General features: G+C 62.5%; 23 protein-coding genes. 14 read left to right on the top strand and 9 right to left on the bottom strand.

All coding sequences use genetic code 11. The features are described 5' to 3' along the window. Positions 1 to 110: 110 nt before the first annotated feature. Positions 111 to 635: an invasion associated locus B family protein gene (locus tag NKI24_RS23445; RefSeq protein ID WP_352748731.1), complete on the bottom strand. Its 525-nt coding sequence runs from the start codon at positions 633 to 635 to the stop codon at positions 111 to 113. 359 nt (positions 636 to 994) lie between these two features. Here NKI24_RS23445 and coxB point away from each other — a divergent pair, with 359 nt between their 5' ends. From coxB to rnhA, 11 genes are all read left to right on the top strand, one after another. Continuing rightward, a complete protein-coding gene (gene coxB / locus NKI24_RS23440) occupies positions 995 to 1,885 on the top strand; it encodes a cytochrome c oxidase subunit II (protein ID WP_352748728.1) in 891 nt (296 codons plus the stop codon). A gap of 38 nt (positions 1,886 to 1,923) precedes the next feature. Further along, entirely contained in the window at positions 1,924 to 3,576 is a 1,653-nt protein-coding gene (ctaD, locus tag NKI24_RS23435; protein WP_352578610.1) for a cytochrome c oxidase subunit I, read from the top strand. Positions 3,577 to 3,651: 75 nt separating this feature from the next. Beyond that, the gene (locus NKI24_RS23430; RefSeq protein WP_352578609.1) at positions 3,652 to 4,596 is read left to right on the top strand and encodes a heme o synthase; all 945 of its coding nucleotides are present in this window, start codon (positions 3,652 to 3,654) and stop codon (positions 4,594 to 4,596) included. Further along, positions 4,593 to 4,760, top strand: a complete 168-nt coding sequence (locus NKI24_RS23425; RefSeq protein WP_502894815.1) for a cytochrome c oxidase system small membrane protein — start codon at positions 4,593 to 4,595, stop codon at positions 4,758 to 4,760. Before NKI24_RS23430 ends, NKI24_RS23425 begins: the two co-directional genes overlap by 4 nt. A 7-nt stretch (positions 4,761 to 4,767) precedes the next feature. Then, positions 4,768 to 5,400: a cytochrome c oxidase assembly protein gene (locus NKI24_RS23420; RefSeq protein WP_352743607.1), complete on the top strand. Its 633-nt coding sequence runs from the start codon at positions 4,768 to 4,770 to the stop codon at positions 5,398 to 5,400. Between the two features lies 1 nt (position 5,401). Next, positions 5,402 to 6,283 carry a cytochrome c oxidase subunit 3 gene (locus NKI24_RS23415; protein WP_352578608.1) on the top strand — a complete coding sequence of 294 codons (882 nt, stop codon included), beginning with the start codon at positions 5,402 to 5,404 and terminating at the stop codon, positions 6,281 to 6,283. Positions 6,284 to 6,365: 82 nt separating this feature from the next. Continuing rightward, positions 6,366 to 6,752, top strand: a complete 387-nt coding sequence (locus NKI24_RS23410) for a DUF983 domain-containing protein (RefSeq protein ID WP_352621654.1) — start codon at positions 6,366 to 6,368, stop codon at positions 6,750 to 6,752. Further along, complete coding sequence (locus NKI24_RS23405) at positions 6,749 to 7,504, top strand: SURF1 family protein (RefSeq protein WP_352748722.1); 756 nt, start codon at positions 6,749 to 6,751, stop codon at positions 7,502 to 7,504. The genes NKI24_RS23410 and NKI24_RS23405 overlap by 4 nt, the downstream gene beginning before the upstream one ends. A 107-nt stretch (positions 7,505 to 7,611) precedes the next feature. Next, positions 7,612 to 8,616, top strand: coding sequence for a 4-hydroxy-3-methylbut-2-enyl diphosphate reductase (ispH, locus tag NKI24_RS23400; protein WP_352748719.1), 1,005 nt, complete (start codon positions 7,612 to 7,614; stop codon positions 8,614 to 8,616). A 5-nt stretch (positions 8,617 to 8,621) separates the two neighbouring features. After that, complete coding sequence (locus tag NKI24_RS23395) at positions 8,622 to 9,584, top strand: homoserine kinase (protein ID WP_352743610.1); 963 nt, start codon at positions 8,622 to 8,624, stop codon at positions 9,582 to 9,584. Continuing rightward, positions 9,581 to 10,120, top strand: coding sequence for a ribonuclease HI (gene rnhA / locus NKI24_RS23390; protein ID WP_352476676.1), 540 nt, complete (start codon positions 9,581 to 9,583; stop codon positions 10,118 to 10,120). The genes NKI24_RS23395 and rnhA overlap by 4 nt, the downstream gene beginning before the upstream one ends. An 18-nt stretch (positions 10,121 to 10,138) precedes the next feature. Here the strand turns inward: rnhA and NKI24_RS23385 are convergent, their stop codons facing one another. The 3 genes from NKI24_RS23385 to NKI24_RS23375 form a co-directional block, all read right to left on the bottom strand. Continuing rightward, positions 10,139 to 10,618, bottom strand: coding sequence for a DUF2938 domain-containing protein (locus NKI24_RS23385; RefSeq protein WP_352748716.1), 480 nt, complete (start codon positions 10,616 to 10,618; stop codon positions 10,139 to 10,141). Between the two features lie 147 nt (positions 10,619 to 10,765). Continuing rightward, positions 10,766 to 11,266: a peroxiredoxin gene (locus NKI24_RS23380; RefSeq protein ID WP_352589027.1), complete on the bottom strand. Its 501-nt coding sequence runs from the start codon at positions 11,264 to 11,266 to the stop codon at positions 10,766 to 10,768. A gap of 82 nt (positions 11,267 to 11,348) precedes the next feature. Continuing rightward, entirely contained in the window at positions 11,349 to 12,155 is an 807-nt protein-coding gene (locus NKI24_RS23375) for a protein-disulfide reductase DsbD domain-containing protein (protein WP_352748713.1), read from the bottom strand. 147 nt (positions 12,156 to 12,302) lie between these two features. On the opposite strand from NKI24_RS23375, the gene NKI24_RS23370 reads away from it, so the two are divergent. Then, complete coding sequence (locus NKI24_RS23370; RefSeq protein WP_031211061.1) at positions 12,303 to 12,911, top strand: YqgE/AlgH family protein; 609 nt, start codon at positions 12,303 to 12,305, stop codon at positions 12,909 to 12,911. A 23-nt stretch (positions 12,912 to 12,934) separates the two neighbouring features. On the opposite strand, the gene NKI24_RS23365 is transcribed toward NKI24_RS23370, so the two are convergent. From NKI24_RS23365 to thrC, 4 genes are read right to left on the bottom strand one after another with little or no spacing between them, the layout of a single operon-like run. Next, positions 12,935 to 15,823, bottom strand: coding sequence for an EAL domain-containing protein (locus NKI24_RS23365; protein ID WP_352748709.1), 2,889 nt, complete (start codon positions 15,821 to 15,823; stop codon positions 12,935 to 12,937). 2 nt (positions 15,824 to 15,825) lie between these two features. After that, on the bottom strand, positions 15,826 to 16,422 hold the full coding sequence (locus NKI24_RS23360; RefSeq protein ID WP_352449873.1) for a GNAT family N-acetyltransferase: 597 nt from the start codon (positions 16,420 to 16,422) through the stop codon (positions 15,826 to 15,828). A 15-nt stretch (positions 16,423 to 16,437) separates the two neighbouring features. Continuing rightward, a complete protein-coding gene (locus tag NKI24_RS23355) occupies positions 16,438 to 17,730 on the bottom strand; it encodes a M16 family metallopeptidase (protein WP_352449872.1) in 1,293 nt (430 codons plus the stop codon). A 14-nt stretch (positions 17,731 to 17,744) separates the two neighbouring features. After that, complete coding sequence (gene thrC / locus NKI24_RS23350) at positions 17,745 to 19,142, bottom strand: threonine synthase (protein ID WP_352748697.1); 1,398 nt, start codon at positions 19,140 to 19,142, stop codon at positions 17,745 to 17,747. A 128-nt stretch (positions 19,143 to 19,270) separates the two neighbouring features. Here thrC and NKI24_RS23345 point away from each other — a divergent pair, with 128 nt between their 5' ends. Continuing rightward, complete coding sequence (locus NKI24_RS23345; protein ID WP_023674152.1) at positions 19,271 to 19,969, top strand: hypothetical protein; 699 nt, start codon at positions 19,271 to 19,273, stop codon at positions 19,967 to 19,969. A gap of 38 nt (positions 19,970 to 20,007) precedes the next feature. Here NKI24_RS23345 and NKI24_RS23340 read toward each other — a convergent pair whose 3' ends face one another. After that, a complete protein-coding gene (locus NKI24_RS23340; RefSeq protein ID WP_352748694.1) occupies positions 20,008 to 20,697 on the bottom strand; it encodes an HAD family hydrolase in 690 nt (229 codons plus the stop codon). Between the two features lie 179 nt (positions 20,698 to 20,876). Here NKI24_RS23340 and NKI24_RS23335 point away from each other — a divergent pair, with 179 nt between their 5' ends. Beyond that, the gene (locus tag NKI24_RS23335; RefSeq protein WP_352621675.1) at positions 20,877 to 22,010 is read left to right on the top strand and encodes a site-specific DNA-methyltransferase; all 1,134 of its coding nucleotides are present in this window, start codon (positions 20,877 to 20,879) and stop codon (positions 22,008 to 22,010) included. Positions 22,011 to 22,015: the final 5 nt, after the last annotated feature.

Raw genomic sequence — 22,015 nt, 5'->3', positions numbered from 1 at the left:
GAGGATTGTTTCCCACGATGTAGGCGCGAAGGCCCGCACAGACAATCTGAAATGAGATTTGCCGTGACCTCGGCCGGTCAACTCACTGGATCGCGCTACAAGACCCAGTCTCAAGGCAGGGCGGCGAAGCCGTCGGCGAAACCCTTGAGGTCGACGGGAATGCCGATGCCCTCTTCCGGCGTCTGGAAGACGATGAAGGTGCCGGACGTACCGGTCTTCAGCGTGTCGAGCAGCGGTTTTTCCAGGATGACCTCGGCATAGCAGCCGTCCTGGAAACAGCGCACGAAATAGGCGCGGCCGATATCCTTGCCGTCGACATTGAGGCCGAGGCCGTTGGGCAACAGCACGCCGAGCGGCGCCAGCACACGCAGGATTTCGGCCTTGTTGTCGGCTGTGCGCAGCACGACAACGGAAAGACCCATTTCCGGACGGTCCTCGGCGACGACGTTCTGCATCATCACGCATTGTTCGGATGTAGCACCGGCGGGCGTATCGCAGATGATCGACCACGCCCCGTGCGTTGACTTCACCGTGCCGCTTGGCTGCGCGGCATTGGCCAGGCCGGCCTCGGACAAGGCTATTGCGGCGGCAACAAAGATGACCTTCGCCAAGGTTCTCGAAAGCCAAGGGTTCATGACGGCTCCATTGCGAATCACGGCACTTTAAGCCGCACTAAACCCAAGTAAAGGACGAGACCCCGGCGATCTGCCCCGACACAGGCAACAATGCGCTTTTCCGTGCCAATTTCGCCCTAATTGCGACGGTTCCGCGCGCCGCGCGGCTCATTCTACCCGGATGCCGCTCTGGTGATTCGCGGCGAGCCGTCACCGCACGAAGCCAGCGCCGCGCTTGCGCGCAAAAATGCCGCACGGGTTCCGGCGCTCCTTTCTTGCGGAGGCAAATAGAGTATGGTTTGAACCAGCCTTGAATTGTCCGGGATTCCCGTCCCGGCATTGTTCGACATTCTTGCGGTCCGATCGCGAGGAACTGGGAGATGACGAGGGCGATGAGAAAATTCCTGGCAACCGCCAAAATCGTAGCTACTGCCGCCGCCACGTTGTTTGCCGCTGCATCCGCTCATGCAGCCCAGCCCCAACCTTGGGAAACCAGTTTTCAGCCTCCGGCAACCGACATTATGCGGCAGATCGAGTGGTTCGGGAACTACTCGTTTGCGTTCATCATTGTGATCACCGCCTTGGTGCTTTTCCTGATTGCCTACTGCATTTTGCGGTTCCGGGCGAGCGTCAACCCGACGCCGTCGCGCACCAGCCACAACACGCTGATCGAGGTCATCTGGACTGTCGGTCCCGTCGTCATCCTGCTCTGTCTCGCCATTCCCTCGTTCCAGCTGCTGACCGCGCAGTACACGCCGCCGGAAGAAGCCAAGCTGACCGTCAAGGCGACCGGCAATCAGTGGAACTGGGACTACGAATACCAGGTCGACAACACGCTTTCCTTTAATTCCGCGATCCTTCAGGATGCCGACAGGGCTGCTGCCGGCAAGGAAGATCGCGCCGCGTATCCGCGCCTGCTCGCCGTCGACAATGAGATGGTGGTGCCGGTCAGCACCATGACCCGGGTGCTGGTGACGGCGACCGACGTCATTCACGCCTTTGCCATGCCGTCCTTCGGCATCAAGACCGATGCGGTGCCGGGCCGCATCAACGAGGTCTGGTTCAAGGCGGACAAGGAAGGCCTCTATTACGGCCAGTGCTCGGAACTCTGCGGCAAGGACCACGCCTTCATGCCGATCGCCATTCGCGTCGTCTCCGATGCACAATACAAGACCTGGCTGGCGGCAGCCAAGACCGACCTTCCCGGCGCCAACAAGGCGCTGATGGCCGAGGTCGATGGCACGAACAAGGTAGCGGCCGCCGGCAATTGATGCCGCGACCAGAAAAGATTCAGGGAACGGAGCCGACCATGGCGCACGCTGCAGCTCACGACGACCACGACCACAAGCCGTATCATGGCTGGGTCCGGTGGGTGTATTCGACCAACCACAAGGACATCGGTACGCTTTATCTGATCTTCGCGATCATGGCGGGCTGCATCGGTGGCGCCTTGTCGGTCGTCATGCGCATGGAATTGCAGGAGCCGGGCATCCAGATATTCACTGGCCTGGCGCAGATGGTCTACGGCATGAACGGCGACGCCGCCATCGACGGGGGCAAGAGCATGTACAATGCTTTCACCACCGCGCATGCGCTGATCATGATCTTCTTCATGGTGATGCCGGCGCTGATCGGCGGCTTTGCCAACTGGATGGTGCCGATCATGATCGGCGCGCCGGATATGGCCTTCCCACGCATGAACAACGTGTCGTTCTGGCTGCTGCCGCCGGCTTTCATTCTGCTGATTTTCTCGGCCTTCGTCCCGAGTGCGCCCGGCGCCTACGGCGTCGGCGGCGGCTGGACGCTTTACCCGCCGCTGTCGACATCGGGCCAGCCTGGACCGGCCATGGACCTGGCGATTCTGTCAATCCACATAGCCGGCGCCTCCTCGATTCTTGGCGCCATCAACTTCATCACCACCATCTTCAACATGCGCGCGCCCGGCATGACCATGCACAAGATGCCGCTGTTCGCCTGGTCGGTGCTGATTACCGCCTTCCTGCTGCTGCTGTCGTTGCCGGTGCTGGCCGGCGGCATCACCATGCTGTTGACCGACCGCAATTTCGGCACCACCTTCTTCGCCCCGGACGGCGGCGGCGATCCGATCCTGTTCCAGCACCTGTTCTGGTTCTTCGGCCATCCGGAGGTCTACATTCTGATCCTGCCGGGTTTCGGTATCATCAGCCATATCATCTCGACCTTTTCGAGAAAGCCGGTGTTTGGCTATCTCGGCATGGCCTATGCGATGGTTGCCATCGGCGCGGTGGGCTTCATCGTCTGGGCCCACCACATGTACACGACGGGCCTGTCGCTCGACACCCAGCGCTATTTCGTCTTTGCCACCATGGTCATCGCGGTGCCGACGGGTGTGAAGATCTTCTCGTGGATCGCCACTATGTGGGGCGGGTCGATTTCGCTCAAAACCCCGATGCTGTGGGCGATCGGCTTCATCTTCCTGTTCACTGTTGGCGGCGTCACCGGTGTGCAGCTGGCCAATGCCGGCCTCGACCGCCCGCTGCACGACACCTATTTCGTGGTCGCGCACTTCCACTACGTGCTGTCGCTGGGCGCGGTCTTCGCGATCTTCGCCGGCTGGTACTACTGGTTCCCGAAGATGACCGGCTACATGTATTCGCCGGTGATCGCCAACACCCACTTCTGGGTCACTTTCGTCGGCGTCAACCTGGTCTTTTTCCCGCAGCACTTCCTCGGTCTCTCCGGGATGCCGCGTCGCTATATCGACTATCCGGATGCCTTCGCCGGCTGGAATATGGTGTCGTCCTACGGCTCGTACATCTCGGCTGTCGGCGTCGTCATCTTCCTCTTCGGCGTCTTCGAGGCGTTCCAGAAGAGGCGGGTCGCCGGCGCCAATCCTTGGGGCGAGGGTGCGACCACGCTGGAATGGCAGCTGCCTTCGCCGCCGCCGTTCCACCAGTGGGAACAGTTGCCGAAGATCAAGTAGGCGGTTGCCTCCTTAATACGGAACCGCCGGCCGGCCGGCGGTTTTGGCCAACGGAATGATGGACTTTAAGTACGCATGGCCCTTGCCGAAGACAGACTGATTGACGAGCCGGGCTTCCGCATGTCGGAAGCGACGGCGGGCGATTTCTTCGCCCTGCTGAAGCCGCGCGTCATGTCGCTGGTGGTGTTCACTGCGTTTGTCGGCATGGTCGCCGCCCCGGTGACCATCAATCCGCTGCTGGCGGTGATCGCGATCCTGGCTATTGCCATCGGCGCCGGCGCCTCCGGTGCGCTCAACATGTGGTACGACGCAGACATCGATGCGGTGATGACGCGCACCGCCGGCCGTCCCGTGCCGGCCGGCCGCATCCGACCGGGCGAGGCATTGAGTTTCGGGTTGGTGCTGTCGGTTCTGTCGGTGATGACGCTCGGCGTGCTGGTCAACTGGTTGGCAGCATCGCTTCTGGCTTTCACCATCTTTTTCTATGCCGTCATCTATACGATGTGGCTGAAGCGCTGGACGCCGCAGAACATCGTCATCGGCGGGGCTGCCGGTGCCATTCCGCCGGTCATAGGCTGGGCGGCGGTAACCGGATCGGTCAGCCTCGAAAGCTTGGTGCTGTTCCTGATCATTTTCCTGTGGACGCCGCCACATTTCTGGGCGCTCGCGCTCTTCAAGTCGGAGGACTATGCGAAGGCAGGCATTCCGATGATGCCGAATGTCGCCGGCCAGGCCTCGACCAGGCGCCAGATCTTTGCCTATGCGCTGGTCCTCGCACCGGTTGGCGTGCTGCCATGGGTTCTCGGCTTCACCACGCCGGCCTATGGCATCGTTGCATTGCTGCTCGGCGCCGGCTTCGTCTGGTATGCGTGGAAGGTGCTGCAAATGGCCGATGACGACCGGGCGATGAAGCCGGCCAAGGCCTTGTTCGGCTATTCGCTGCTCTATCTCTTCGCCATCTTCGCCGCCTACCTTGGCGATTGCGTTGTCGCGCGCGCGCTGACCATCGGTGGAGCATGAGCATGATCGAAAAGAAGCTTGAACTGGTCACGCTGACCGAACGTCAGCAGAAGGCCCGCCGCAATCGCTCGGCCGCAATCGGTTTCGCGCTGGCGGCGCTGGTCGTCATATTCTACGTCGCGACCATCGTGAAATTTGGTCACAGTTTCCCCGGCTCGATGTGAGCTCACAATGACCAGGCAAACAGTCACCGATCCTACGAAGAAAAACACGAACCGCGTCGTCGCCGGCGTCTGCATCGCGTTCTTCGGCGGCATGATCGGCATGGCCTACGCCGCGGTGCCGCTCTACGCGATGTTCTGCCAGGCGACAGGCTACGGCGGCACCGTCAAACGGGCGACCCAGCAATATGCCGATCGGGTGCTCGATCGCGACATCACCATCCGCTTCGACGCCAACACCGCCGGCGTTCCCTGGCAATTCCAGCCAGTCGCCCGCTCGATCACCATCAAGATCGGCGAAACCGCCGAGGCGCATTTCAGCGCGACCAACAAATTCAGCCGTCCCATCACCGGACGCGCCACCTTCAACGTGCAGCCGGAACTGGCCGGACCTTACTTCAACAAGGTCGAGTGTTTCTGCTTCACCGACACGACGCTGAAGCCGGGCGAGACGCTGGACATGCCGGTCGTCTTCTATGTCGATCCCGACATCGTCAACGCGCCGGAATTGAAGGATCTGACGACGATTACCCTGTCCTACACGATGTTCCCGGTCGACAAGACCAAGCCGGTCGCATCATCGGTGCCGGCCGACGGCCGCCGCAACAAGATTTCAGATACCGAAGCAAGCCTCGGGGGTTGACATGGCAGACGCACACGCAAAACCACAACATGACTACCACCTTGTCGACCCGAGCCCGTGGCCTTTCCTGGGCTCCGTCGGGGCGCTGGTGACCGCGTTCGGCGGCGTCTGTTACATGCAATATCTCAAGGGCGGCGATTTCCCGATCTTCGGTTTCAACATCGCTAATCCATGGTTGTTCTTCATCGGCCTGCTGATCGTCATCTACACGATGTTCGCCTGGTGGTCGGATACGATCAAGGAGGCGCATGAGGGACACCACACCCGTGTCGTGTCGCTGCATCTGCGCTACGGCATGATCATGTTCATCGCCTCCGAGGTGATGTTCTTCGTCGCCTGGTTCTGGGCCTTCTTCGACGCCAGCCTGTTTCCGGGCGAGGTCCATCAATACGCCCGTACCGCCTTCACCGGCGGCGTCTGGCCGCCCAAGGGCCTCGAGGTTCTCGACCCCTTCCATCTGCCGCTCTACAACACCGTCATCCTGCTTCTGTCGGGTACCACGGTGACCTGGGCGCACCACTCGCTCATCCACGGCGACCGCAAGGGCCTGATCAATGGCTTGGTGCTGACCGTCGGCCTCGGCATGCTGTTCACCATGGTGCAGGCCTATGAGTACATGCACGCGCCGTTCGGCTTCAGGGATTCGATCTACGGCGCCACCTTCTTCATGGCGACCGGCTTCCATGGTTTCCACGTCATCATCGGCACGATCTTCCTGTTGGTCTGCCTGATCCGCGCCATGAAGGGCGACTTCACGCCCAAGCAGCATTTCGGCTTCGAGGCCGCCGCCTGGTATTGGCACTTCGTTGACGTGGTGTGGCTGTTCCTGTTTGCCTCGATCTACGTCTGGGCATCGAACGGCGCGATGATCGAACCGCACTGAGATCGAGCTGAGGAAATCGACAAGGCGGCTGCGGCGACGTGGCCGCCTTATCTTTTGCGGCAAATGCTCCTAGGATGACCTCATGAGCGACGACAAGGCGATCTGGCCACCAATCGATCCGATCTCGGCCGGCTTGCATGGCCGCTGCCCCCGCTGTGGCGAGGGCAAGCTGTTCTCCGGATTCCTCACGGTCGGTGATCGCTGCTCCAATTGCGGCCTCGATTATTCCTTCGCCGATGCCGGCGACGGGCCGGCGGTGTTCGTTATCCTGATCATCGGCTTTATCGTCGTCGGCCTGGCGTTGTGGATGGAGGTGACGCTCAATCCGCCGCTCTGGCTGCACCTGCTGCTGTGGATTCCGCTGACGCTGGTGCTTTGCCTGGCGGCGCTCAGGCTGATCAAGGGCGTGCTGCTGACGCTGCAATACCGCAACAAGGCGGCCGAGGGCCGGCTGGACCGCGGCGAATGAGCGAGGCATCAGGTTTGGTGGCCGGCCGGTCGCAGCCCAAGCGCGCATTGGCGCTCGGCCTGGGTATCGTCGTGTTTTTGATCCTGCTGGCGCTCGGCACCTGGCAGGTTCAGCGCCTGCACTGGAAAGAGGGCCTTCTCGAGACAATAGACCAGCGCACGCATTCGGCGCCCGTGCCATTGGCCGAGCTCGAAAAGCGGTTTGCTGCCGCCGGCGACGTGGACTACACGCCGGTGATAGTGACCGGCACTTTCCTGCATCAAGACGAGCGGCATTTCCTCGCCACCTGGGAAGGCCAGTCCGGTTTCGACGTCTTCACGCCGCTACAGCTCGACGATGGCCGTTTCGTGCTGATCAACCGCGGCTTCGTGCCTTACGATTTCAAGGACCCAGCCAAGCGGCCGCAGGGGCAGGTAACGGGCAAAGTGACGGTGACGGGGCTCGCCCGCAACCCGCTGCCGGCCAAGCCCTCGATGATGCTTCCCGACAATGATCCGCAGAAGAATATCTTCTACTGGAAAGATCGTGACGCGATGGCTTCGAGCGCCGGCCTGCCGACAGGTGCGGCGCTGGTGCCGATCTTCATCGATGCGAACGCCACGCCCAACCCCGGCGGGCTGCCAGTTGGCGGTGTCACCGTCATCGACCTGCCGAACAGCCATCTGCAATATGCGATAACCTGGTACGGCCTTGCCGCCGCCCTTGCCGGCGTCCTGATCTCCTGGCTCCGCCGCCCGGCGAAAGACCAATGATCGCCGCCACTACCCTTGACAGGGCAGGGCCGCGCACCTCATTTCGCGCCTTGAGCTCAGAAGTCATAGTCCGATCAACCGGCCTACAATCAGCGTAAGATGCAATCATGCTTCACACAAAGCCGCCGCTGACCATCCGGCTCTGCCAGCCCCGCGGTTTCTGTGCGGGCGTTGACCGTGCCATCCAGATCGTCGTGCTGGCGCTGAAGAAATACGGCGCGCCGGTCTATGTCCGCCACGAGATCGTGCACAACCGCTACGTCGTCGAAGGGCTGCAAAGCCTCGGCGCGGTGTTCATAGAGGAGCTCTCCGAGATCCCGCCCGAGCATCGCCAGAGCCCGGTCGTCTTTTCGGCGCACGGCGTGCCGAAATCGGTGCCAGCCGACGCCAAGTCCCGCAACCTGTTCTATCTCGATGCGACTTGCCCGCTGGTCTCGAAGGTCCATAAGCAGGCAATGCGCCATCAGCGGCTTGGCCGCCACGTGCTTTTGATCGGTCATGCCGGGCATCCAGAGGTGATCGGGACAATGGGCCAGTTGCCGGACGGCGCGGTCACTCTGATCGAGACCGAGGCCGACGCCGCAAGCTTCGTGCCTGCAGACCCGCAAGCGCTCGGCTTCGTCACCCAGACGACGCTGTCGGTCGAGGACACCGCCGGTATCATCCGCGCCCTGCAGCAGCGTTTTCCCGAGCTGCACGCGCCGGCGGCGGAATCGATCTGTTATGCCACCACCAATCGCCAGGAAGCGGTCAAGGAAACAGCGGCCGGCGCCGATCTCTTCCTGGTTGTCGGCGCACCCAACTCCTCCAACTCGCGGCGCCTGGTCGAAGTGGCCGAGCGCGCCGGCGCCTCGATGTCGCTTCTCGTGCAGCGCGCCTCCGAAATTCCGTGGAATGAGATTGCCGGCATTTCGACGCTCGGCCTGTCGGCGGGCGCCTCGGCGCCGGAGATCATCGTCGACGAGATCGTCGATGCGTTCAGGCAGCGCTTCGACGTGACCATCGAGCTGGCCGTGACGGCGACGGAGACGGAGGACTTTCCGGTGATGCGGGTGTTGCGCGATGTCGAACTGACGGCTGCCGACATGGCCTTCGTCAACGGGGCCGCGTAGCAACGATGGCGGTCTACACCGACGTCAACGAGGGCGAGCTCGGCGCATTCCTCAGGAACTATCCGGTCGGCGACCTGTTGTCCTACAAGGGCATCGCCGAAGGCACCGAAAACTCGAATTTTCTGCTGCACACCAGCAGCGGCTCCTACATACTGACGCTTTACGAGAAGCGCGTCGACAAGGCTGACCTGCCGTTCTTTCTCGGCCTCATGGCCCACCTCGCCAGAAAGGGCATTTCGTGCCCGCTCCCGGTCACCGCACATGATGGCGGTGTGATCGGAACACTTGCCGGCCGGCCGGCGGTCATCATCACCTTTCTCGAAGGCCTGTCGCTGCGGCGGCCGACGGCTGCGCATTGCGGCGAGGTCGGCAAGGCGCTGGCGGCACTGCATCTCGCCGGCGCGGATTTTCCGATGACCCGCCCCAACGCCCTTGCCATCGATGGCTGGCGCAAGCTGTGGAATGCCGCCCGCGCCCGCGCCGACGAGGTCGAGCCGGGACTGGCGGCCGAGGTCGATGCCGATTTCACCGATTTCGAGCGGAACTGGCCGAACGGTCTGCCGCAAGGCATCATCCATGCCGATCTTTTCCCGGACAATGTGTTCTTCCTCGGCGAGAAACTGTCCGGGCTGATCGACTTCTATTTCGCCTGCAACGACCTCTACGCCTATGACGTTGCCACGTGCCTGAACGCCTGGTGCTTCGAGAAGGATTTTTCCTTCAATCTGACCAAGGGCACGGCGCTGCTTGCCGGCTACCAAAGCGTGCGGCCGTTGAGCAGTGACGAGAAAGCTGCGCTGCCGATGCTGGCGCGCGGCTCGGCGCTGCGCTTCATGCTGACCCGGCTCTACGACTGGCTGACGGTCCCGGACGGCGGGCTGGTGATGAAACGCGACCCGACCGAGTATATCCGCCGGATGCGCTTCCACCGGGCGATCAACTCTCCTTCCGAATATGGACTGACATGACCAAGCGCGTTGAAATCTTCACCGATGGTGCCTGTTCGGGCAATCCCGGGCCTGGCGGCTGGGGCGCAATCCTGCGCTTCAACGGCGCAATCAAGGAGCTCCATGGTGGCGAGGCTCTGACCACCAACAACCGTATGGAACTGTTGGCGGCCATCTCGGCGCTCAATGCGCTCAAGGAGCCTTGCGTCGTCGACCTTTATACCGACAGCAATTACGTCAAGGACGGCATTTTCGGCTGGATCGATGGCTGGAAACGCAACGGCTGGAAAACCGCTGCCCGACAGCCGGTGAAGAATGCCGAGCTGTGGCAGCAGCTCGACGCTGCGCGCAACCGCCACCAGGTCACCTGGCATTGGGTCAAGGGCCATGCCGGCCATCCTGAGAACGAGCGCGCCGACGAATTGGCGCGGCTCGGCATGGCGCCATTCAAGACGAAGTCGGCGAAACCCGTGCTCGCGTCCGTGCCGCCGAAGGAAGGCACCCAGTCCAGGCAATCGGCGGCCAAGAAGGTTCGGCGCTCGACCCAGAGTTATTGATCCGGTTGAACTGGCGTGTCAGCGGATCAGAAGGGCGGTGCCGAACAGTCCGATGGCAAACACCGTATGCGACACAAGATTGAGGGCGCGGACCTGCATCGGATTGGGCCGCTTCGAAGCGGCCCAGCCGGCGCCCATGCCGGGCGCCAGCAGAAACCACCCGGCGCCGACGGTGACGATGCCGAGCATAAAAGCCGGCAGGAAGGTCGGCGCGGTGAGCCAGGCCGTTCCGGCCAGCACGACCAGTATGACGCCGTAGACGATGCCGACAGCATAATGAAAGGCCCAGCCAAGTACTGATTCATGCGGGTAGGGCGAGGCCTCGCCAATGTCGTCATGGAAGACCTTGCCTTCCCTGAGATGCCAGACCCAGCGGCCGACCAGCCCCCAGTTCGGCCGCGGTTGAGCAAACACCTTGCTCAGGAAAATCGCCCAGACATCCATAAGCGCGGTTGCGCCGATGCCGATCGCGACGCTGCGCCACAAGATGTCGGACATAATCGAGGTCCCCAAAAGCAAGCAGTCCCGAAGGGCCGACACATGGCCCCGAAAACCGGGTCGGCTTTCGGAAGAATCATGCGCCGATGCAAAAGTCAGCGTCCTTTGGACGCTGAGCGCTCGAAGGCGCCCGCCGCCGTCCCAGGCCTATGCTGTCGCCAGGACGGAAAGCTGTCCGAGAATGTGAGCCGCACCGGACTCGTCGACGCCGGGCTTTGTCTCGACATTGAGTGCGGTGACCTTGCCGTCATCGACGATCATCGAAAAACGCCTTGAGCGCAGCCCCATGCCGCCGCTGGAGAGGTCGGCGTCGAGGCCGACCGATTTGGCGAAATCGCCATTGCCATCGGCAAGATAAAGGATTTTGCCTTCACCGCCGCTGAAGCGGGCCCAAGCCCCCATGACGTGAACATCGTTGACCGAGACAACGGCGATAGTGTCGACGCCGCGCGCCAGGATGGCGTCGTAATTATCCAGGTAGCCGGGCAGATGATTGTTGCTGCAGGTCGGCGTGAAAGCGCCTGGAACGCCAAACAGCACGACCGTCTTTCCTGAGAATATCTCGCCCGTCGTGATCGGCTTTGCACCGTCGGCGGTCATTGTCTTGAAGGTCGCATCGGGCAGTTTGTCGCCAACGGAGATCGTCATGATGGTCCTCGCTTGGAAATGGAAGGGAGTGTCCTTGCGATAGCGAATTAAGGCGCGCCCGGCAACCGTCCAGACGTTGGCATCACGGGAATGGCAACAGGCCTTCGACCGCGCCTGCGGCGCTTGTCAGTGTGTAGTGCAGGCCGCCATCGGTTGGCGTTGTCGACGGCCTGTCGAGGATCGGCACAGTAAAGATCAGCTTGCCATCCTTTTCGCTGCGTGCCGGGGCACCGAACATGTAGTCGCGTTCGCCGGCAACGAAGAAGTCGGCGCCCTCGGGGCTGCCCGGAAAGCTCGCTTCGACAATCAGCGTTTCGTGGTCGCCCGGCAGTACGTTTATGCCGAAATCGGGCGTTGCCGTGGCGGGCAGGGTTGCAAGGCCCGCCTTGACCAGTGCCGCATCCTCGGCGTTGTCGGGATCGGCGCCGGGATCGACGGTCAGCCTTGTCTGCACCGGGATGCAGATGGTTTCGCAAATGCCGAGGAAGATGTCCGCATCGATGACGGCCGGTTGGCCGGGCGCGGCAAGCGTGAACGTCACCGGCAACGAAACCGGGTGGTCGTAGCCGGCCCATTTGCCATAGCCGTCGTCATGGCGCTGCGGCGGCGGAAACGAAAGCGTCGCGTCGGCAATGTTGGTGCTGGCCGAGACGTCGATCTGTGGCGGCACGCCCGCATCGCCCGGATCGCGCCAATAGGTTTTCCAGCCGGGCTTCAGCGCAATGTCGAGGACGCCCTGGAGACGTCCGGCCTCGTCGGCTTTGCCGCTTGTTACCAGCCGCACCCTGCCGCCTTCGCTGTTGTACCAGGCCGACGAGGAGGCTGAGGCGGGGAAGCCGGTCGCCGATCCAATGGCCACGCTAAGCAGCAGGATTTTCAAGCTTTGCATGGCGATGATTTGATCGTCTGTTGATGGCCGCACAATGATTTCATGACGCCGCCGGCATCATATTTGCGTGACCTTCGATTTACGAGCCTGATCAAATCGGGCGCCGCCCATCTTTTCGACGCCCCGGAAACGCGTTACGCTGTGGACATGGATTTGTTGCGCCATAAAAGGACGGCCGCAGGACCGGGCTTTCTCGACGATCAGTTCCTGATTGCCATGCCCGGCATGAAGGACGACCGCTTCACGCGCTCCGTCATCTACATTTGCGCGCACAGCGACGAAGGCGCGATGGGGCTGATCATCAACCAGACGCAGCAGATGCTGTTTCCGGACCTGCTCGTGCAACTCGGCATCATGAACGAGCTGGAGGCAATTCGCCTGCCGCCGCCGGCGCGCGACTTCGTCGTGCGCAATGGCGGACCGGTGGATCGCAGCCGCGGTTTCGTTCTGCATTCGGGCGACTACCGGGTGGAATCCTCGCTCGCCGTGTCCGACGATGTCTGTCTGACCGCGACCGTCGACATATTGCGCGCCATCTCCTCCGGCCGCGGACCCCGGCGGGCTCTGATGGCGCTCGGCTATGCCGGCTGGGGTGCGGGCCAGCTTGAAAACGAGATCGTCGAGAATGGCTGGCTGACTTGCCCGGCAAGTGCCGAGCTTCTGTTCGACGCCGACATCGATCGCAAATATGACCGGATTCTCGCCTCGATCGGCATCGATCTCGCGCATCTCAGCCTGGCTGCCGGTCACGCCTGAACCTCATTACGTCCTGAAACTTGTCACGCTTGGGTCAACGGATACTGTTCCTTCAGCGTCTTCAGCACCTGGTCGCCCGGCATCGGCGCGCCGAACATGAAGCTCTGCACGTATTCGCAGCCCATCTGCCGCAACTCCAGCGCATCGCTCTCGTCCGAAATGCCTTCGGCGACAACCGACAGGCCGAGTTCATGCGCCATGTTGACCATTGATTTGAGCAGCACCGCGCGTTTCGGCGTCGCGTCGTCGACGAAGCTCTTGTCGATCTTGATGGTGTCGAACGGAAAGCGCGTCAGATAGGCCAGCGATGAATAGCCGGTGCCGAAATCATCCAGCGACAGGCCGATGCCAAGCTGCTTCAGCTTGGTCAGCACATGGGCGGTCTGCTCGGGATTGTCCATCACCAGCGATTCGGTGAGTTCGAGCCGGAAGCAGCGCGGTTTCAGGTTGGCTCGCGCGATCACCGAGCGGACGTCGCTGACCAGGTCGCGGCGGATGAGCTGGCGGCTGGACAGATTGACCGAGACCGACAGCGGCGCATCGCCGATCTGCTTTTGCCATCCCGCCAGGTCTTCGGCAGCCTGTTGCATGGCAAACAGCCCAAGCTGCACGATCAGGCCGCAGTTTTCGGCAACCGGAATGAAATCCGCCGGCGGGATCATGCCGCGCCGCGGATGGTCCCAGCGCAGCAGCGCTTCGAAGCCTGCGACGCTGCCGTCCTCCAGCCGCACGATCGGCTGGTAGGCAAGCGTGAATTCGCGTCGTTCGATGGCGCGGCGCAGATCGGACTCGAACTGCAGCCGGTCGGTGCCGACGGTGCGGAAGGCGGGACGGAATGGCTCGATCCGGTCGCCGCCGAAGCGCTTGGCCTGATGCATGGCAAGCTCGGCATCCTTGACCATGTCCTCGGCCGAGGTCTGCGTGGCGGTCCAGGTGATCAGCCCGATCGAGGCCGTCAGCACGATCTCGCGCTTGGCGAAGGTGATCGGGTTGTTGATGGCGTGCTTGATGGCATCGGCAATGGCCGCGATGCGGGCCGGATCCTGCTCCGACAAAAGCATCAGCGCGAACTGGTCGCCGGCAAAGCGCGACAGCGAATCCTTCGGCTTGAGCAGTCGGTGCAGCCGCCGCGCGATAGTCAAAAGGATGGTATCGCCGGCCGAGATGCCGAGCCCGTCATTGACCTGCTTGAACCGGTCTATGTCGATGACGAAGACGGTCGGGCGCACCTTCTCTTCGGTGCGGGCAATCGAAATGATCGCCTCCAGCCGGTTCATGAACAGCTCGCGGTTGGGCAGGCCGGTCAGATTGTCGTGCACGGCGTCATGCAGCAGCCGTTCCTCGGATTTCTTCTGCTCCGTCACGTCGACCATGGTGCCGACGCAGCGGATGACCTCGCCGTCCGAGCCGATCACCGGCCGGGCGCGCAACGAAAACCAGTGATAGTGCCCGTCGGCGCCGCGCAGGCGGAAGTTTTGCGACACCCGGCCGCGCCGGTGCTCGAGCACCACGTCGAGTGTCGTGCGAAACATGTCGCGGTCGTCGGCATGCAGCACCGGCAGCCAGTTGCGGGCAGGGCCGCCGAGGCTGTTGGGGGCAAGACCGAGCTGAATGCTGACGTCGGGACGAGTGACGACGCGGTCGCGCAGCACGTCCCAGTCCCACACAGTATCGCCCGATCCGGCAACCGCCAGCGCCTGCCGCTCAAGGTCGGAGAACAGGCCCTGATGCAGCGCGCCGCCGGCAAAAGCGTGCTGCATCACGGTGAAGCCGATCAGCAGGATGATGAGGATCAGCCCACCGCCCAGCGCCGGCTGAGCGATATCGTTGTCCAGCATGCCGGTGATTGCCATCCACGATCCGCATAGCCACAGCAGAACCATCACCCAACTGGGCACCAGCATGATGGCGCGGTCGTAACCGCGGATACCGAGGAAGATGATCAGGCCGAGCCCGGTCAGCGCGGTGGCGGCGAAGGACAGCCTGGCAATGCCGGCGGCAACCGCCGGATCGATGATGGCGACACCGGCGATCAGCACCAGCCCGAGAATCCAGACCAGTGCCCCGTAGCTGAAATGGCCGTGCCACCGGTTGAGGTTGAGATAGGCAAACAGGAACACCACGAAGGTCGCCGCAAGCGCCACCTCCGTTCCGGCGCGCCACATCTGCTCATTGCCCGGTGAGATTTCTATGATTTTGTTGAGAAAGCCGAAATCGACGCAGATATAGGCAAGCACCGCCCAGGCTAGGGCCGCCGTTGCCGGGAACATCGAGGTCCCCTTGACGACGAAAAGAATGGTCAGGAACAGCGCCAGCAGGCCGGCGATGCCGATGACGATGCCACGAAACAGCGTGTAGGAATTGACCGAGTCCTTGTAGGATTCAGGGTCCCACAGATAGACCTGCGGCAGCTTGGGCGAGGCGAGCTCGGCGATGAAGGTAATCACCGTTCCGGGGTTCAACGTCACCCGGAACACGTCGGCGTCGGGGCTGGTCTGACGGTCGAGCGCAAAGCCTTCGCTGGGCGTGATCGCAGCGATACGGGTCGAGCCGAGATCCGGCCAGAACAGGCCGGAATTCACCAGCCGGAAATGCGGTGCGACAATCAGCCTGTCGAGCTGCTGGTCGGTGGTATTGGCCAGCGCGAACACCGCCCAGTCACCGGTCGAGCGCGCATCATTGGCCTCGACCTCGATGCGCCGCACGATGCCGTCCGGGCCTGGCGCGGTCGACACCTGAAAATTCTCGCCCTGGTTCCGGTAGATCAAGACGGCCCCCGAAAGATCGAGCGCAACGTCGTCGCGGGCGATCTTGATCGGTTCTACGGCAAACGCCGAGGATGCCGCGCAGAGCGTGACGATTGCCGCCAGCATAAAGGCAAGCAGCGACCCGTTGCGCAGAAAATTCGTCAAAATCAGCCCTTTGTTCCAACGCCCGGCGGATCGTCCGCGATTCGGGCGTATAGGTAATGGTCCTGCCAGATGCCGTTGATCCTGAGATAGGATCGTAGCAGTCCTTCGCGCCGGAATCCGGCTTTTTCAAGCACGCGGATCGACCGGGCGTTATCGGGGATACAGGCAGCTTCGATCCGGTGCAATCGCAGCGTTTCGAAGGCGAAACGCGTCACCACTTTGACGGCATCGGTCATCAGGCCGCGTCCGCTGAAGCGCTCGCCGATCCAGTAGCCGATATGGCCGCTTTGGGCGACCCCGTGGCGGATATTGCCGAGGGTGATACCGCCGGCCAGCTTGCCGCTGCTTTTCTCGAAGATGAAGAAGGCGATCGCCGTCCCCTGCGCGTAGTCCTCGCGGTAGCGCCCGATACGATGCCGCCACGCCGTGCGGTCGAGTTCGTCAGGGGTCCATCGCGGCTCCCACGGCTCAAGAAAAGCGCGGCTTTCACTGCGCAGCACCGACCACTCGCGATAGTCGTTGGTCAGCGGTACGCGCAGCGTGACAAGCTCGCCCTTCAGTGCCGGCAGGTCGCGGCGAAAGAAAGGGAGCGCGAACACGACGCTCGAATAGGCTTAGACGGCAAGCTTACGGGCAGTGGTCTGCGTGCCCGAAAGCGAATCGAGGATGGCCTCATAGGGCGCGAGCGTACCCACCGGCCCGACGGCTGTAAGCGTCGGCTTGGTCGAAAAAAGCCGGGACGACAGATCCGTCAGCCGCTCGACAGTCAACGCCGCCAGCCGCTCCATCAGCTCTTCCTTGGCGATCGGCCTGCCGAACAGAAGCAACTGCCTGGCGATCTGCGAGGCGCGGCTGGCCGGGCTCTCGGCCGACATGATCAGCCCGGCGCGGTATTGGGCACGCGCCCGGTCGAGCTCCTCCTGCAGGATGTTTTCACCGGCCTTTTGCAGCTCGTCGATGATCACAGGCACCAGCTCGGCAATATCGCTTTGTCCGGTCGCCGCATGGACCCCGAAGACGCCGGTGTCGGAAAAACCCCAATGGAAGGCATAGACCGAATAGCACAGGCCGCGTTTTTCGCGGACTTCCTGGAAAAGTCGCGACGACATGCCGCCGCCCAGGATCATCGACAGGACCTGGGAGGCATAGAAATCGCGGACGTGATAGGCGCGGCCCTCGAAACCCAGCACGATCTGCGCGTCCATCAGGTCGCGGTCCTCGCGAAAATCGCCGCCGACATATTGCGCATATTGCGGGACGGTGCCGTCGGCCTTGCCGCGGAAGCTGCCGAGACGCTTTTCGACCTCCCGCACGAAATCGTCGTGCTTGATATCGCCGGCCGCCACCATCACCATGTTCTCGGCGCCGTACTGTCGTTCGATGAAGTCGTGCAGCTGCTTCGAAGTGAAGGATTTGACGGTTTCCGGCGTGCCAAGAATCGAGCGGCCGATAGTCTGGTGGCGGAAGGCGGTCTCGGTAAAGTGATCGAAAACGACGTCGTCGGGCGTATCGTGCGCGGCGCCGATCTCCTGCAGAATCACATGCTGCTCTCGTTCCAACTCCTGCGGATCGAATTCGGATTCCTGCAGGATGTCGGAAAGGATATCGACGGCCAGCGGCACGTCGTCGCTCAGAACCCTTGCATAATAGGAAGTCGTCTCGACGCTGGTGGCGGCATTGATCTCGCCGCCGACGTCCTCGATCTCCGAGGCAATCTCGAAGGCGCTTCGCCGCCTAGTGCCCTTGAAAGCCATGTGCTCGAGCAAGTGCGCCATTCCGTGCTCTTCGTCACGCTCGTTGCGTGCGCCCGACTTGACCCAGGCGCCAAGGGCAACAGATTCGAGGCTTGGAAGGGTTTCGGTGGCGACTGTCAGGCCGTTCGACAGACGGCTTACCTCAACACCCATATGGCAATTACTCCCTAACGCGCCGCCCGCGTGTGGCGGCCGAGATAATCTTCCACCATTTTCAGGTCGGATGGAAGTACCGTGTATTTTTCCTCGGCGCTCATCAACCCGCCTAGCCATGCAGGCAGGGCAGGCGACACGCCGCTGGCGGCTTCGACGGCGGCGGGAAACTTTGCCGGGTGCGCAGTGCCCAGCACCACCATCGGCACCTCACCCGCAGCCTTGCCGGCGGCCAGATGCACGGCCGCGGCCGTATGCGGGTCGAGCAGATAGCCGCTCGCCGCAAGTGTGGTGCGGATGGTGGCGGCGACCTCGTCCATGGTGGCGCGGCCGGCGTCGAATTCGGAGCGGATCTTGGCGATTTCGCCGGCCTCGATGGTGAAGGCGCCGGACTGCTTGAGCCCGTTCATGTAGCGCCGCACGGTCGAGGCATCGCGGCCGGACGCTTCGAACAGCAAGCGTTCGAAGTTCGAAGACACCTGGATGTCCATCGAGGGCGACGTGGTCGAAAAGACCCCCTTCATGCGGTATTCGCCGGTCGCCAGCGTGCGCGCCAGAATATCGTTGTCGTTGGTGGCGATGATCAGCCGTTCGATCGGCAGCCCCATCTTCTTGGCGGCATAGCCGGCGAAGATGTCGCCGAAATTGCCGGTCGGCACGGTGAAGGAAACCGGCCTGTCGGGCGCGCCGAGCGACAGGCCGGACGAGAAATAATAGACGATCTGGGCCATGATGCGGGCCCAGTTGATCGAGTTGACGCCGGACAGCGATACCCGGTCGCGAAAACCGTGGTCGTTGAACATGGCCTTTACCAGGCCCTGGCAGTCGTCGAAATTGCCTTCGATCGCCAACGCATGGACGTTTGCGGCGGTCGAGGTCGTCATCTGCCGCTGCTGTACCGGCGAGACGCGGCCGTGCGGGAAAAGCACGAAGATGTCGGTGCGGTTGCGCCCGGCAAAGGCATCGATGGCGGCCCCTCCGGTGTCGCCGGAGGTGGCACCGACAATGGTGGCGCGCTGGTCGCGCTCGGCCAGCACATGGTCCATCAGCCGCGCAAGAAGCTGCATCGCCACGTCCTTGAACGCGAGCGTCGGGCCGTGGAACAGCTCCAGCACGAAGCTGTTCGGCCCGGTCTGCACCAGCGGGCAGACGGCCTCATGGCGGAAGGTCGCATAGGCTTCGCGCACCAGCCGTTCGAACACTGGCGCCGCGATCTCGCCGCCGAGGAACGGCGACAGCACACGGATGGCAAGATCGGGATAGGCAAGGCCGCGCATGGCGCGGATCTCGGCTGCGGAAAAATGCGGCCAGGCGCTCGGCAGGTAGAGCCCGCCGTCGCGCGCCAGTCCGGCCAGCACCGCGTCGGAAAATCCAAGCGCGGGCGCTTCCCCGCGGGTACTCACATATTGCATCGTCACGTTTCCATTGCTGCCGGGAATTTTCGCCCGCCGCGAGGTGGTGGATTTCTGCGCAGGCTCAGTCGCATTTTTGCCGCGCGGTTGATATACGTCACCGGCTTTGCGAGAGGGAAGTGCAGTTCATGGCGTTTCATTCATTCAACGGTCGTTTTGTCGCGGGTCTGGCGCTCGCCGGCTTTATGCTTGCCGCCGCAGGTTGCCAATCGAGCGACAATGGAATTCTCGGCTTCGGCAAAAAGGATACAACACCGCCACCGCCACCCGATCCCAAGGTGCTTTCCAGCCAGCTGCAGGCCTATTGCCCGAAAGTGACGTTGCGGGACGGCACCGCCTTCTTCAATACCTACGCCAAGAGCGGTCCGAAGCCGAAGAAAAAAACCGATGTTGCCGCCGAGGAAGCCGCCCAGCCGGCAGCGGACGCGGCTGGCGCCGATCAGCCGGACGATTCCGCCAAGATCATCTATCAGGCCTCGATCACCGATGTGACCCGCGACTGCAGCCGCGCCAACGGCTCCTTGTCGATGAAGATAGCCGTCGCCGGCAAGGTCGTGCCTGGCCCGATGTTCACCCCCGGGACCATCACCATGCCGATCCGCATCGCGGTGATGCACGGCACCGAAGTTCTCTATTCGCAGCTTCACTCCTATCAGGTCCAGGTTACTGATCCTTCGAGTGCCACGCAGTTCGTCTTCACCGATTCCAACGTCGTCGTTCCGGAGCCGACGGCGAAGGACTACCAGGCGTATGCCGGGTATGACGAGGGCGCTCCGAAAGTAGCGACAGACAAGCCGAGGAAGAAGAAAGCCGCCGCGACCAACTAAGCCGCTGCATTCGCGCCACGGCGGTTGGAGGCGGCCTCTCAGGCGTCCGCCGACCATTCCGACAGCGCGGCGATCACGCTTTTCAGTTCCGCCCAGCGGCGGATGACCGTTTCCGCGCCGGCCTCGGTCAGCGCATCGGCGTGGCCGGGATAGCTGTGCGCCGCGCCGGTGAAGCCGATGACGCGCATTCCCGCCGTCTTGGCGCCGGTGACGCCATGCACCGAATCCTCGATGACAAAGGTGTTCGCAGGATCGGCCTTGAGCTTTTCCGCGGCGAACCGAAACACGTCCGGCGCCGGCTTGGATTTCCCGGTCGGGGTTTCCAGCGAGGAAAAGATACGGCCGGCAAAGAACGGCAAAAGCTGCACCTTCTCCAGCATGAATTCGATTCGCTCCGAACGCGAATTCGAACAGACGCAGCGCGGCACTGCTACCGCGGCGACAGCCTCGTGCGCCCCGTCGATGGCACGCACATCGCTGCGCAGCCGACGATCGACCAGCTGTTCCTCCTTGTCGATCAGCGAGGCCTGGAACGGGATCCGGGACTTTTCCTCGACCCGCATCATGATGTCCTTGAAAGTCAACCCGGCATAGACCGCGGAAATCTCCTCGGCCGATATCTCGTAGCCGGCCGAGGTCAACAGCTCGGCATCGATCCGCGCGGCGATGATTTCGGAATCGACGAGCACGCCGTCGCAATCGAAGATGACAAGGTCTGGCTGAGGCATGGTGATCCGGAAAGCGGGATGAGGGGAATGCCGAGGCCCTTTGGTCCAAACGGCTCAGGCGGCGCGGCATACACCAACAGGCCGTGCTTCGCAAATTCGGCGGGCTGCTTCACTGAATATTTACGCTGATCGGTAACCATAACGGACAGTAAACAGTAACGCGTGCCTTGGGTGTCACAATGTCTGCCGTGCGTCTTCTCGACGAGCTTTCCGATGCTCCCCAGCAATCCGAGTGGCTGGATACGATCCTGAAGGGCGACTGCGTCGCCGCGCTCGAACGGCTGCCGGAAAAGTCGATCGACGTGATCTTCGCCGATCCGCCCTATAATTTGCAGCTCGATGGCGATCTGCACCGGCCCGACCAATCCAAGGTCGATGCCGTCGACGACCATTGGGACCAGTTCGACAGTTTTGAGGCCTACGACGCCTTCACCCGCGCCTGGCTGCTGGCGGCGCGCCGTGTGTTGAAGCCCAACGGCACGATCTGGGTTATCGGCTCCTACCACAATATTTTCAGGGTCGGGGCAAAGATGCAGGACCTGGGCTTCTGGATCCTCAACGACGTCGTCTGGCGCAAGACCAATCCAATGCCCAATTTCCGTGGCCGCCGTTTCCAGAACGCGCATGAGACGATGATCTGGGCATCGCGCGACCAGAAGGGCAAGGGCTACACTTTCAACTACGAGGCGCTGAAGGCATCGAACGACGACGTCCAGATGCGCTCGGACTGGCTGTTTCCGATCTGCACCGGCGGCGAGCGCCTGAAGAACGACAATGGTGACAAATTGCATCCGACGCAGAAGCCGGAAGCGTTGCTTGCCCGCATCATGACGGCATCGACCAGGCCGGGCGACATCGTGCTCGACCCGTTCTTCGGTTCAGGAACCACCGGGGCTGTGGCCAAGCGGCTTGGCCGCCACTTCGTCGGCATCGAGCGCGAACAAACCTATATCGATGCCGCCATGGAACGTATCGATGCGGTCCGGCCGCTGGAAGGCGCCAACTTGACGGTACTGACCGGCAAGCGGGCTGAGCCGCGCGTCGCATTCGTCACGCTTCTCGACAATGGCTTGGTGGCGCCAGGCGCCACGCTCTACGACGCCAAGAAGCGCTGGGCGGCAAAAGTGCGCGCCGACGGCACGCTGGCCATCGGCGACAGTGCCGGGTCGATCCACAAGATCGGCGCCGAGGTGCAGGGGCTGGACGCCTGCAACGGATGGACCTTCTGGCATTATGAGCGCAGCGGCGGCCTGACCCCGATCGACGAGCTTCGCCGCATTGCTCGGCTAGGCATGGAGCGGGCGGGCGCCTGACGGCT

This window comes from Mesorhizobium sp. M0701 (assembly GCF_040320365.1).
Taxonomy (GTDB): domain Bacteria; phylum Pseudomonadota; class Alphaproteobacteria; order Rhizobiales; family Rhizobiaceae; genus Mesorhizobium.
The sequence above is the reverse complement of the archived record's forward strand: the minus strand, read 5'-3'. Positions and strand labels throughout refer to the sequence as shown.

What these genes read in the sequence shown, in the direction of transcription:
- thrC (WP_352748697.1), bottom strand. Translation starts at nt 19,142, where the DNA reads ATGCAATATGTGAGTACCCGCGGGGAAGCGCCCGCGCTTGGATTTTCC.
- NKI24_RS23395 (WP_352743610.1), top strand. Translation starts at nt 8,622, where the DNA reads ATGGCGGTCTACACCGACGTCAACGAGGGCGAGCTCGGCGCATTCCTC.
- NKI24_RS23425 (WP_502894815.1), top strand. Translation starts at nt 4,593, where the DNA reads ATGAGCATGATCGAAAAGAAGCTTGAACTGGTCACGCTGACCGAACGT.
- rnhA (WP_352476676.1), top strand. Translation starts at nt 9,581, where the DNA reads ATGACCAAGCGCGTTGAAATCTTCACCGATGGTGCCTGTTCGGGCAAT.
- NKI24_RS23370 (WP_031211061.1), top strand. Translation starts at nt 12,303, where the DNA reads ATGGATTTGTTGCGCCATAAAAGGACGGCCGCAGGACCGGGCTTTCTC.
- NKI24_RS23445 (WP_352748731.1), bottom strand. Translation starts at nt 635, where the DNA reads ATGAACCCTTGGCTTTCGAGAACCTTGGCGAAGGTCATCTTTGTTGCC.
- coxB (WP_352748728.1), top strand. Translation starts at nt 995, where the DNA reads ATGACGAGGGCGATGAGAAAATTCCTGGCAACCGCCAAAATCGTAGCT.
- NKI24_RS23340 (WP_352748694.1), bottom strand. Translation starts at nt 20,697, where the DNA reads ATGCCTCAGCCAGACCTTGTCATCTTCGATTGCGACGGCGTGCTCGTC.
- NKI24_RS23415 (WP_352578608.1), top strand. Translation starts at nt 5,402, where the DNA reads ATGGCAGACGCACACGCAAAACCACAACATGACTACCACCTTGTCGAC.
- NKI24_RS23345 (WP_023674152.1), top strand. Translation starts at nt 19,271, where the DNA reads ATGGCGTTTCATTCATTCAACGGTCGTTTTGTCGCGGGTCTGGCGCTC.
- NKI24_RS23380 (WP_352589027.1), bottom strand. Translation starts at nt 11,266, where the DNA reads ATGACGATCTCCGTTGGCGACAAACTGCCCGATGCGACCTTCAAGACA.
- NKI24_RS23335 (WP_352621675.1), top strand. Translation starts at nt 20,877, where the DNA reads ATGTCTGCCGTGCGTCTTCTCGACGAGCTTTCCGATGCTCCCCAGCAA.
- NKI24_RS23405 (WP_352748722.1), top strand. Translation starts at nt 6,749, where the DNA reads ATGAGCGAGGCATCAGGTTTGGTGGCCGGCCGGTCGCAGCCCAAGCGC.
- ispH (WP_352748719.1), top strand. Translation starts at nt 7,612, where the DNA reads ATGCTTCACACAAAGCCGCCGCTGACCATCCGGCTCTGCCAGCCCCGC.
- NKI24_RS23410 (WP_352621654.1), top strand. Translation starts at nt 6,366, where the DNA reads ATGAGCGACGACAAGGCGATCTGGCCACCAATCGATCCGATCTCGGCC.
- NKI24_RS23420 (WP_352743607.1), top strand. Translation starts at nt 4,768, where the DNA reads ATGACCAGGCAAACAGTCACCGATCCTACGAAGAAAAACACGAACCGC.
- NKI24_RS23430 (WP_352578609.1), top strand. Translation starts at nt 3,652, where the DNA reads ATGGCCCTTGCCGAAGACAGACTGATTGACGAGCCGGGCTTCCGCATG.
- NKI24_RS23385 (WP_352748716.1), bottom strand. Translation starts at nt 10,618, where the DNA reads ATGTCCGACATCTTGTGGCGCAGCGTCGCGATCGGCATCGGCGCAACC.
- NKI24_RS23355 (WP_352449872.1), bottom strand. Translation starts at nt 17,730, where the DNA reads ATGGGTGTTGAGGTAAGCCGTCTGTCGAACGGCCTGACAGTCGCCACC.
- NKI24_RS23375 (WP_352748713.1), bottom strand. Translation starts at nt 12,155, where the DNA reads ATGCAAAGCTTGAAAATCCTGCTGCTTAGCGTGGCCATTGGATCGGCG.
- ctaD (WP_352578610.1), top strand. Translation starts at nt 1,924, where the DNA reads ATGGCGCACGCTGCAGCTCACGACGACCACGACCACAAGCCGTATCAT.